This is a genomic window from Hominisplanchenecus murintestinalis (assembly GCF_943193015.1).
In the GTDB taxonomy this organism is placed as follows: domain Bacteria; phylum Bacillota; class Clostridia; order Lachnospirales; family Lachnospiraceae; genus Hominisplanchenecus_A; species Hominisplanchenecus_A murintestinalis.
The window spans coordinates 92,579-104,346 of sequence record NZ_CALPCM010000009.1 but is presented as its reverse complement, the minus strand read 5'-3'; the positions used below and the strand labels follow the sequence as shown (position 1 = coordinate 104,346).

Annotated in this window: 7 protein-coding genes; 1 reads left to right on the top strand and 6 read right to left on the bottom strand. The window is 45.6% G+C overall.

Annotated features, from left to right (window positions below):
- From NFR99_RS05620 to NFR99_RS05595, 6 genes are all read right to left on the bottom strand, one after another.
- Nucleotides 1-1,911, bottom strand: a 1,911-nt coding sequence (locus tag NFR99_RS05620; RefSeq protein WP_251353169.1) for a leucine-rich repeat domain-containing protein, incomplete at its 3' end; no start/stop codon positions are given.
- A gap of 119 nt (nt 1,912-2,030) precedes the next feature.
- Nucleotides 2,031-4,088, bottom strand: a complete 2,058-nt coding sequence (locus NFR99_RS05615; protein ID WP_251353168.1) for an SAM-dependent methyltransferase — start codon at nt 4,086-4,088, stop codon at nt 2,031-2,033.
- Between the two features lie 11 nt (nt 4,089-4,099).
- Nucleotides 4,100-5,371 (bottom strand): ABC transporter ATP-binding protein, encoded by a 1,272-nt coding sequence (locus NFR99_RS05610; RefSeq protein WP_251353167.1) that lies wholly within the window; start codon nt 5,369-5,371, stop codon nt 4,100-4,102.
- Between the two features lie 57 nt (nt 5,372-5,428).
- Nucleotides 5,429-6,226, bottom strand: coding sequence for an ABC transporter permease (locus NFR99_RS05605; protein WP_120483598.1), 798 nt, complete (start codon nt 6,224-6,226; stop codon nt 5,429-5,431).
- Between the two features lie 114 nt (nt 6,227-6,340).
- Nucleotides 6,341-7,717, bottom strand: coding sequence for a citrate/2-methylcitrate synthase (locus tag NFR99_RS05600; protein ID WP_243126614.1), 1,377 nt, complete (start codon nt 7,715-7,717; stop codon nt 6,341-6,343).
- 170 nt (nt 7,718-7,887) lie between these two features.
- Nucleotides 7,888-10,296, bottom strand: coding sequence for a leucine-rich repeat protein (locus NFR99_RS05595; protein ID WP_251353166.1), 2,409 nt, complete (start codon nt 10,294-10,296; stop codon nt 7,888-7,890).
- Nucleotides 10,297-10,831: 535 nt separating this feature from the next.
- Here NFR99_RS05595 and NFR99_RS05590 point away from each other — a divergent pair.
- Complete coding sequence (locus tag NFR99_RS05590; RefSeq protein WP_251353165.1) at nt 10,832-11,749, top strand: nucleotidyltransferase family protein; 918 nt, start codon at nt 10,832-10,834, stop codon at nt 11,747-11,749.
- The last annotated feature ends 19 nt before the right edge of the window (nt 11,750-11,768 follow it).

The following is an 11,768-nucleotide window of genomic DNA, read 5'->3' as shown; positions in this document are numbered from 1 at the left end:
TGGACTATTTGTCGTCAAACGGATGCTATCTGGAAACGCCCCGCTTTCCAGGATTGTCAGCCCGCCGCCCACATGAATGCCTGACAGGCTGCTGTCTACAAATGCATCCTGCCGGATTGTTGTGACGGAATCCGGAAGAATCATTGTCCCCGTCAGCTTGCCGCATCCCTTGAAAATTCCGACGCCAATCTCCGTCAGGCCCCGATTTAGCGTAATTTCCTCAAGTTCCGTACAATCCTGAAACGCATAGCCGCCGATTTTTCGCATGGAATCCGGCAACCGGATTTCTTTTATACTGGTACAATTGCAAAATATATTACTCCCCATTTCTGCGATCCCTTCACACAGCGTAACCTCTGTGATACCAGTACAATTATCAAACGCCCCTGTATCAATGCTGCAGCTCCCCGGAATCACAATTTTCTGCAAACCTGCGCATTTTCCAAATGCATAAACTCCAATGTATTTCAGCTCCCCGGGAAGCGTCAGGTCCGTCAAAAGCGGGCAGTTATAAAATGTCATCTGCTCAATGCGTGTTATGCCGTCTGGCAGATTGATGGATTCAAGCTTTTTACAGTTCCAGAAAGCACGCGTCCCCATTCCGGCAAGCGTATCCGGAAGCGTTATTCTTGTTATATCAGAACACCATTCAAATGCATTTTCTCCAATTGTTTTAACAGTATACTCATTTCCCTCCCATGCTATTGTCTCCGGAATGGTAACTTCTCCAGAAGGCCGTGTTCCTTCCCATGTGTCCAATTGGACATATTTGTTTTCATTATCTGTAACCGTATATGTATATCCATCTTTATTAAACGCCGCTTGCTCATACCTCTCATCATTTAGCAGGATATTTTTATGTCCAATGCCGGCCATACGAGCCGCTACTACCCTGCTGGTACATTTAACGGTAACCGACTGACTGTATTTTTCCTTCTCCGCATTGGTATCCCAAAACGCCCCATTATGGATAAATGTAATACTGTCCGGCAGTGTAACGCACAATTCTTCGCTGCAGTTACGTAACATCCATATGGGTATTTCCGTCACTCCTTCCGGTATCACGATCTCTCTCACGCCTGTACATCCGAAAAACGCTGAAGACCCAATCTTATTTACCGAAACCGGAATCTGAATCTCTGTCAATTGGGTACACTCTCTCAATGCTGCTTCCGGTATAGAAGTAACGCTTTCCGGTATATCAATTTGCGCAAGGCTCCTGCAGCCCCAAAGAAAATACCCCCCTCCTAAGGAAGCCATCCCTTCCGGTAATTGTATACTGGCCAGGTTTGCGTTGTAAGCAAACACCGAACTGCCATAAGCAATATTCGGATTTGAAATGACCACGCTGGATATCTGCGTTTCACGAAAAGCCTGATCCCCTATCCGAGATACAGAATCCGGTATTTCCAATTCTCCTTTTATCTGGGAACACCAGAAAGCGCTGTTCCCAATTTCCTTTAAGTTCGGAGGCAATGTTAATTCTGCCATCTGCAGAGTGCCACAGGCTCTAAACGCCTCCTGGCCAATGCTTTCAATCGTATCCGGAAACGTAACCTTCCCCAAATATTGATATGCAAACACAGAATCCCCAATTGAGGCTACCGTGTAATCCTTCCCGCCATATGTGACAGTTTCCGGGATTCTAATTTCTTCGTTCACCTGAATCTCATTTTTCCATTCCACAAGCTGCATTTTTCCCGGTTCAATTTCCTTATAGACAACGCCATCTATCTCCACGTTTTCTGTAAGCATCCCCCCCTCCGCATGTACTTCCAACGCTGTTCCATACGGCATATTTGACGCAAACAGACAGAATACAAGCGAAAAAACAGCGAATTTTTCTCCTATCTGCATTATTTTTGAGCACAGAATCTCCAGTTTGCCTTTGCATAAATTTCCGTTCTTCATTTAAACGTTTATCCTCTTTTCCTAAAAATTTTACTTTTTCTTAAATTTTATAATATTATATATAACTGAGACCAAAAAAGTAAACTGGCCAAAAGGATAGATTTTTATTTGAATTGTTTCTACTTCCAAAACTTCCATCGGCGCCCTGTGTTTCCACCTCTCCGCTGATACTCCTGTAACGCCCAGTCCTTATCCTTCACCTCTACCGCACCGGATATCTTCAATACCTGGGGCAAATCTCCTGTGATTTCCACGCGATACGCCGGGTCTGTGGTAAGGAACACCGCACGTCTATCTCTCTGCTCTGCCGCATTTACAGGCGTCAGACACGCCCCGTCCGCGCACAGCTCACAGACGCACGGCCTTCCCTCCAGCGGGTCAAATCGCAGCGCACGGATCTTTTTCCCCTGAGGCAGCCGCAGCGTAAGCTCCAGCTTTCCATCCGCAAGCTTTGTCTTTACTTTTACCGTCTCTTCCTCAGAAAATCCATTTCCCGTGTCCACATAAAGCGTACTGTCCATCCACACCTCTTGGATACGCCGCCTCCGGATTTCCTCCAGGTTCACGCCCACCTCCGGCACCGCATAATCTGCCAGCCTGTTGGCTTTTACATATTCCTTTTCAAAATGCTCCGCCCAGGCGTGGAATAATTCCGCGTCCTCTTCTTCAATCCCATATTCTTTTAAAAATTCCTTTCTGGGAAGCTGCTCCTCAAACCACGCCGCATTGGTATAAATCTCGTTTATCGTCCTCCAGATAATAAACTCTGCCGGAACCGGAAAATCAAACGTCCACTCTCCATCTATCACAGACACAGACCCTCCGTCCCGGAAAATGTTATCCAGAATCAAATCAATGTTTGCAGGGCAGACATACGTATAATCCCCCGCCCCTTTCCGGCTTCCAAAAACGGCTGAGAACGCCTCCGTCTCTTTCTCCGATACCTCCGTCCGGTCTGTAACGCAGAAATCGTATACTTCACGCACCAGTTTTTTCACATGCCCCGGCTGGCGGTTCTGAATCGCCATGTTTGCCTCATACCCCAGGCTGTTTCCGGTAAGGTACGGATATGTGAGATTTCCCGGCTGATATGCACCTTCCAGAAGCTTTAGGGAACTTTCCTTTCTTTCCTCGTTTCCATGCATCCTCTCCAGGTGCGCCTTTGCCTGTTCTGTCAGCGCACTTTTCGTCACCCTCATTCTGCCGCCTGCCCGCTCAATTTTTGTGGCAATGGCAAAAGCATCCGCCCTGTCGCGGTTCATTTTTGCATAAAGAACCTCTGTTTCCCTCTGAATCGGCCGTTTGCTCATCTCAATCAAGAACGAATTGGCGAACCTATCCATAACGCCTTCTTTCCGAAACGTCTCCGCCATTTCCTGCTCCGGAAAAAGCTCAAAACGGTTTTCCGTAAAATTCCAATTTTTTCTGCCGTATTTCTGGCTCACCAGCGTTTCGTCCGTAAATACCTCGCATGGAAATTTATAGTCCGGATATGGGTAATAAAATTTGTAATGCTTCAGCCCGCAGGTATACATCAATTCCACCCACTCGCTTTTTGAAAACGTCCGCACCGACTCATTGCCCGGATAGCCCTTCAGCCCATCCATATATGCATTCGTATGATCCTCCGGGGCGCCTGCAAAGTATTTCAGTCCCAGACGGTTTTCGATGGCAATCAGCAGAATTCCATCCTCTTTCAGAAATCCCGCAATATAAGACAAAAAGTCCTTATAAGGTTTCTCTCCCGCCGTAAAACTCATGGCGTACTCAAACACCCCATTCAGGACAATGTAATCAAATTTCTCAGGAAAAACCATATCATTTTGATTTCCCACCATAATTTCCAGATTTTCTTTTTCGTGATTCCTGGCAAAATTAATGTCTGCCCGCCGTTTGGACAGTTCCACAGAAGTCACCTTTCTTACCCTCTCGCAGAGAAGCCCGGTAAGCGCCCCGCAGCCGCTCCCGATTTCCAGGCATGTCCCGTCTTTTCGGAAGGGATACCAGTTCAGAATATTTTCACGCACCTCTGACAGATGGTAAAGAATGGGAAATTCCACCTGTCCCAGCTCAGAAAGCTTCTTTCCTTCCTTCGCAATTTTCAAAATTTCGTCTTCAATATCTCCATCTGAATAATGGTTTTCACCGCTGTAATACTCTAAATTTAACTTTGCCATAACCACTCCTCTTACCGTAATGAAACTTCTGAATTCATATCGTAATACCCCACCGTATTTTTATCGGAAATCACGGTCAGGCTGCATACATCATAGAGCCTGTGGAACACCTGGAAGTCTCCGTCCTGATAACCGGTGCACCCCAGGGAAACCAGATATTCCCCTCCCTGCAGATCCAGACGCTGAGTAAATGTCACTTCCCGGATATCTCCCGGCTCCATCGGCGGAACCTGGACTTTCTCATAGGTTGTATTTGTCCCGGTCAGTTCAATTCCCTGCAGGTTCTTTATCGTAAAGGCAAAAATCGGCTCCTTCACTTCTTTATGAGCCTGAATTTTCATCCGCACGGAAAAAACCGTACCCTTCATAAACGTATTTGTAATCAGCCCGTTCTCATCCAACAGCGCATAGTCTATGATTTCCGCACTCTTCTCCCCATATTCAATCAGCTCCGGGTTTACCTGGATCGATTTTTTCCAATCCTTATCTTTCGAAAACTTTGTAATATCATTCGCGTCCTCGTCTGTCTCCAGTTCTGACGGTTCAAACTGATTTACCAGCACCTTCTTATAAATATCCACTGTCTCTTTGGGAGTTCCTTCAAAAATTTTCTCTCCCTTGTTCAACAGGATTGCCCTGTCGCAGTACTTGGTAATGCTGCCCAAATCATGGCTCACGAAAAGTATCGTTTTCCCCTGCTGCTTGAATTCTTCAAACTTCCGGTAGCATTTTGCCTGAAAAAACACATCCCCCACCGACAGCGCCTCGTCTACAATCAGGATTTCCGGGTTAATGTTAATTGCAACTGCAAACGCCAGCCGCACGAACATGCCGCTGGAATAAGACTTCACCGGCTGATGCACAAACTCTCCGATATCTGCAAAATCCAGAATCTCCTGCATTTTCTCGTCAATCTCATTCCTGGAGAATCCAATCATCGTGCCGTTCAGATAAATATTTTCAATCCCGGTATATTCCATATTGAAGCCAGCGCCAAGCTCCAGGAGCGCCGAAATCCTTCCGTCCACCTGAATTTCCCCGCTGCTTGGGGTAAGCACCCCGGTAATCAGCTTCAACATCGTGGACTTGCCGGAACCATTCGTCCCGATAATGCCTACCGTCTCGCCTTTCTTCACCTCGAAATTGATGTGGTTCAGCGCATAATGTTCCTGATAGCATTTTTTTCTCGTCAGACCTAGAGACTCCTTCAGCCTGTCTTTCGGATTATCATACAATTTATAAATCTTGGTAACGTCCGCCACCCGAATTGCCGTCTCACTCATGTTCCTTTCCTTCCCGCTGGTTTTGCTTTCCTAAACAGCAGGCCGCCGCTTCACTGCTTACAACACATCTGCAAAGTGTATCCGCAGCCGCCTAAAAATCCTCGTCCCAATCAAAAACATCAGAACCGTAAAGCCCCAGAAATATAATGTCAGTCCCGGACGCTCCCAGAACCAGACCTTATTGATCAACGCATCCCTATATCCATAAACAATATAATACATTGGATTTAATTTAAAAATCTTCGCTACAATTCCCGGCAGGCCAATTGACTGTAAATCCCACATAATCGGCGTTGCCCATACGCCTACCTGCAAAATGATATTGACAATCTGAAGCAAATCCCGGAAAAATACGGCAACTGCACTGGCGGCATAGCAAATTCCCGATACCAGCACAAACATACAGAATGAATAATATAGAATCTGCAGCCCGTACACACCGGGAAACTTCCCGTAACAACTATACAAGACTACCGCCACACATACAAAAAATGTATGGATAAACAATGCCGAAACTGCTTTTACCATCGGAAGAATTTCGATTTTGAATACTACTTTTTTCACCAGGTAGCTGTATTCCATCAGCACATTCGTACCTCCGGTCATCGCTTCCTGAAAATAAAACCAAGGCACCAGCCCCGCCAGCATCCACAAGATAAAAGGATACCCATGATACGCACTTGTATCCGTCTGCTTTAAACCTACCTGGAATACAAACCAGTACACCAGCACCGTCACAATCGGCTGCACCAGCGCCCACACAATTCCCAGATAGGAACCCGCAAATTTTGTTTTGAAATCATTCTTCGCCAGAGTCCGGATTAGCTTCCGCTCTGTCACTAAATTTTTAAGCATAGGACACTCCTGTAAATCATTTCCATCTTTTTGCCAGATAACCGTAGTATAGCAAAGAACTACTGATACTTCAAGACAGTTTCTTCCGGCTGTTCAGCTACTTATAAACTCCTGCTATCGCTCCGATATTTCGTGATAATCTTTATGTACACCCACATATTTATAAGCGGGGCGGATAATCTTTCCGCGGTTCACCAGCTCTTCCAAACGGTGTGCGCTCCATCCTGAAATCCTGGCAATCGCAAAAATCGGCGTAAACAGTTCCATCGGAATATCCAGCATAGTGTACACAAGCCCGCTGTAAAAATCCACATTGGCGCAAATAGGCTTAAACAAATGTCTTTTCTGGGCAATAAGTTTTGCCGCAATCCGTTCTACAGTATCATAAAGCCTGAACTCCTCTTCCATCCCCTTCTCCTGCGCAAGCCTGTAGGCATATTTTTTCAGCATGACTTCCCTGGGGTCTGAATTCGTATAGACTGCGTGTCCCATTCCATAGATTAGGCCCGCTCTGTCAAAGGCCTCTCTGTCCAGGATTTTCTGAAGGTATTCTGTCAGTTTCCCTTCATCTGCATAATCTGCGCAATTTGCTTTTAAATCCGCAAACATCTGCATGACCTTTAGATTCGCGCCCCCATGTTTGGGACCTTTCAAAGACGCCATAGACGCGGCGACTGCCGAATAAGTATCTGTTCCTGAGGAAGTCACCACATGATTTGTAAACGTACTGTTATTTCCCCCGCCATGCTCTGCATGAAGTACTAATGCTATATCCAGCACACATGCCTCCAGCTCTGTATACTGTCTGTCTTTTCGCAGCATATACAAAATATTTTCAGCAGTGGAAAGCTCTTTCTTCGGCGGTCTTACCACCAGTGTCTTATTTAATTGGAAATGCCTGTACGCATAATAGGAATAAACCGCCATCATCGGCATCTTGGCTATCAGCTGCAAAGACTGACGAAGCACATTCGGCACGGAAACATCGTCTGGATTTTCATCGTACGAGTACAGAAGCACAATGCATTTCTGCAATGCATTCATCAGGTTTTCCGGCGGGGATTTCATAATCACATCCCTTACAAAATGCCCGGAAAGCTCCCTTAAGCTTCCCAGGATTTTAATAAAGCTCTCCAGTTCTTCCGCCCCCGGCAGTTCCCCGAACAAAAGCAAATAAGTCGCCTCTTCAAACAAGAAACGCTTCTTCTTGTTCCCGTTTATCATTTTTTCCACATCATAGCCCTGAAAATACAGTTTTCCGTCAATCGGAGTTCTTACGCCTGCCCCATCCTCTTCCATGGCAACCACATCGGAAACCTCCGTGAGCCCTGTCAGCACGCCTCTTCCGTCAGAATCACGCAGTCCCCGCTTTACATCATATTTTACATATAGCCCCTGGTCGATACTCCCGGATACCATACAATTTTTCACAAGCCCGGCAAATTTTTCGTCCAGCTCAGCTCCCAGTTCCATCATTGATTCATCTCTCATAATATCCACCCCGTTTCATCCATACACATAGCAGTCCACAAAAAACATGACAAAGAAATTCCTGAAAACTCCTTTGTCCTGAGAGCTATTATATTATAGCATCCTCGAAATAGCAATCTCTTTTTGGACAGCGGCCCGCAAAACACTGTTTATTTTTTCAGTGGAAACGATTATTTTATTACCTGTTTGACTTTCACCCCTGCTTTTTTCAGTATTTTCTGATACTTTTTCAACTGCTTGGGCGGTACTTTCACCTTCAGGCTAGATTTGCTGCCTTTAAATGCCTGTTTACCTATGGAACCAAGCTTTGTTGACTTGATCGTTACTTTACCAAGTTTCTTACACCCATTAAATGCGCTCTTTCCGATTGTTGTCAGTCTTGATTTTGATGTCTTACCGATAGTAACTGCCGTAATCTTATTGCAGCCCGAAAATGCACTTGTTCCGATTGTCTTTACGCTGTCCGGCAGGATAAGCGTCTTCTTTAATGCAACACATCCTTTGAATGCGCTTGCTCCGATCGTCTTTACATTTGTTCCAATGGTCAGGTTCGTCAAATCCTTATTGTTCTGCATTGCCTTTGCCCCAATGGAGCTTACTTTATACTTTACACCGTCCGTACCCGTGACTGTATTGACCGTAACCTTTTTCGCCTTGGATTTTGCCGCTGTCAGTTCCACTTCTTCGCCGACTTTTGTTACTTTATAAGTAACTCCGCTAACCGTAAAGGTTTTGCCTTTTGCAAACGGTGCCTGGCTTTCACCGGTACCCGGTCTGCCTCCGCCTCCTGAATTGTCGCCGCTTCCCGGATTATTACCATTCCCTGAGTTACCACCGCTTCCTAAGTTATCACCACTTCCTGAGTTATCTCCGTTCCCCGAGTTATCACCATTCCCTGAATTGTCGCCGTTCCCCGAGTTATCGCCGTTCCCCGAGTTGTCGCCGCTTCCTGAGTTATCTCCGTTCCCCGAGTTGTCGCCACTCCCTGAGTTATCTCCGCTTCCTGAGTTATCTCCATTCCCCGAGTTATCACCATTGTTGTCATCACCATCATCGGGATCGGAACCGGTGGGTGGGACGTAGTTATAATGCATTGTCGCTTTTGACACTGCCGCTGCTATATCGCCTGATTTACTTATACTATTCCACTGCGCTTCAGTGCCCATATAGTATATATCACTCAGAGAACACGATGAAAATGCAGCCGTCGCTATTGATGTTACGCTGTCCGGAATTGCGACAGTGGTAAATCTGTAGCACGACGCAAAGGCTGATGCTCCTATACTTTCCGCACCTTGGGGAATTTCCACTCCGACAAGCATCTGGCAATTCTGAAACATCCCTTCACTAATACGTTCTATTTTTTTTGGCAATGTTACACGCATCAGATAATAGCATTGCGTAAACATATTGTCTCCTAGCTTTACCTGCTTGCTGCCAGGAGCAAATACCGCACTTGTCATTGCCTGACATTGAAAAAATGCGGCGGTGCCCACTTCCCCAATACTGCCGGGTAAGTCTATAGAGGTAAGGCTTGTGCATGCGAGGAACGCATTTTGGCTAATTGTTTCCACTCCTTCTGAAACGGTCACTGAACTAAGGTTCGAACATTCGCGGAATGCACTGTCACCGATGGTTTTCACACTGGAAGGAATGGTTAGGGAAATAAGCGAAGAACCTCGGAATGCGCTGTTGCCAATGATTGTCACACTGGGAGAAATCTCTCCGCTAAGAACCCCGCAATTCCAAAAAGCGCAGGAACCGATACTGGTAACACCATTCCCGATAATGACCTTCCTGATTCGGCTGCTGTTACCGCTCCACGGCTGTTCTTCGGTACTGCTGAAATCCGGCATAGCCCCTTTGCCGGAAATGGTTAATGTCCCCGCCTTTGTGAGATTCCAGCTAAGCCCTCCGTCAAGAGTTCCTGCTGCAATTGATACGTTCGCTTCCGGATCATTCGGCGGGACATATCCTTCCGGATAGCGAGTGATATAATGGCTTGTATTGCTCATCACTTCTTCCTTAGATATCGCCCGTCCCCAATGAACTTTACCTTTATGGTCTCCGATACCGATGTTTCCTTCGGCAACAATGACGCCTGCATCGTTCACTTCAAGCACGATCACGGTATGGGTATCGTTGTTTACCCTCAGGATATCTCCGACTTTTATATCTTCAAATGTAAACTTACCTGCTTCGTACATCCTGGCCGGCAGACTGCCAAACGCCTCATCGCTGAGTATAAAAGCAAAAGCTACGCAGCCTACGGCACTGATATTATGCCCATCAAGAGTTCCGCCTTTCCAACAGTAATATCCCTTCGAATCCGAATAAGGCTCATCGTCGGTCCAAGTTGTCCCCTCCCTATACCCATCCCGCTCCTTCAATGCAATCATAGCCTCATAGACTTCCGTCGGGACAGGAAGCGTATTATCACGGGCTGCCGGCCCGGATATAGATTGTTCCGCAAGAACATCCGCATGCCGCAAAGGTTCTTCCTGCCGTGCATGTACCACTGACTGGGAAGAAACACATAAACAAAGTGCTAAAGCAATTGAAATAATTCGTTTTTTCACCTTTCCAACCTCCTGATTTTAGTTTGGGAAAACTTTTTATTGATATATTTCTCCTTGTAAATATATGGTCATTCTTTTGCTTTGTCAATAGGCATAACAGGCTTCTTGTCATCCTTATATTGATATTTTTAAGTATATCCGGGAAACCTTCCAATCATTCCAATGACAAACCGGTGTCCCCTGAACCCCTGCCATTCTCTGCAGAAACTTTTTATATAGAGTTTCCGGAATACCTTTTCCTTGGCGAAAAAGACGGCATTTATTATATCGCCGCTTTTCCTACAGATGTTCAGTTTGATATGGACAATGAAGAAAACACAAACCTTTACTACAAAATACGGGAGGATATTGATACTATTTTGGAAACATTTATAATGAAGTAAAAACTTCCTGAAAAGTATTTCTCCACGAAAAGATTTTTGATAGTTCCACGCCATTCTTCAAAAGAAAATGGCGTGGATTCTTTTGTTGTCACATATTTATATTCTGTGTTATACTATGAAGTATCAAAACACGTACAAGGAGAATTTTATTTATGAAAAACACGACCTTGGTGATTATGGCTGCCGGACTCGGAAGCCGTTTTGGCAGCGGCATTAAGCAGCTTGAGCCTTTCGGCCCCAACGGCGAGATTATTATGGATTATTCCATTTATGACGCATTAGCGGCCGGCTTTAATAAGATTGTATTTATTATCCGGCGCAGCCTGGAAAAAGATTTCAAAGAAGTCATCGGAAACCGCATTGAGAAAATCGCAAATGTGGTTTATACTTACCAAGAACTTGACGATCTTCCGGCAGGCTTTACTGTTCCCGAAGGACGCACAAAGCCCTGGGGAACCGGACAAGCCATCCTGTGCTGCAAGGATATTGTAGATGAGCCTTTTATCGTAATCAATGCCGATGACTACTATGGCAAGGAAGCCTTTGTCAAACTCCATGATTACCTGATAAACCCTGCGCCCGTTTCCGAAGCGCTAAATTTCTGCATGGCCGGCTTTATTCTTGGCAATACCCTAAGCGACAATGGATCTGTGACCCGGGGAATCTGCCATGTAAATAGTAAAAAGCACCTTCTGGGCGTAAAAGAGACCCACGATATTTACAAAACAGAAAATGGCGCCGGGGTTCCTAACGGAACCGGCGGTTTCACCCCTATTGATCCTAAAAGCATCGTATCTATGAACATGTGGGGCTTCACCCCTGAGCTCTTTGATATCCTGGAAAAAGGATTTTCTAATTTTCTCTCAGATATCACCAGAGATGGGCTGAAAGCCGAATATTTGATTCCTACTGTTGTGGACTCACTCATTAAAAACGGAACTGCGCAGGTAACTATGCTGGAAACAAACGACAAATGGTTCGGTGTTACCTACCGCGAGGATAAAGAAAATGTAGTAAAATCCCTGCGCAAATTAATTGACGCCGGGATTTATCCCGAAAAGCTGTTCTAAATTCTAAACCTGCGCTTTC

Excerpts from the sequence above, each read along its gene's own strand:
- NFR99_RS05615 (WP_251353168.1), bottom strand. The coding sequence starts at position 4,088 with ATGGCAAAGTTAAATTTAGAGTATTACAGCGGTGAAAACCATTATTCA.
- NFR99_RS05610 (WP_251353167.1), bottom strand. The coding sequence starts at position 5,371 with ATGAGTGAGACGGCAATTCGGGTGGCGGACGTTACCAAGATTTATAAA.
- NFR99_RS05605 (WP_120483598.1), bottom strand. The coding sequence starts at position 6,226 with ATGCTTAAAAATTTAGTGACAGAGCGGAAGCTAATCCGGACTCTGGCG.
- NFR99_RS05600 (WP_243126614.1), bottom strand. The coding sequence starts at position 7,717 with ATGAGAGATGAATCAATGATGGAACTGGGAGCTGAGCTGGACGAAAAA.
- NFR99_RS05590 (WP_251353165.1), top strand. The coding sequence starts at position 10,832 with ATGAAAAACACGACCTTGGTGATTATGGCTGCCGGACTCGGAAGCCGT.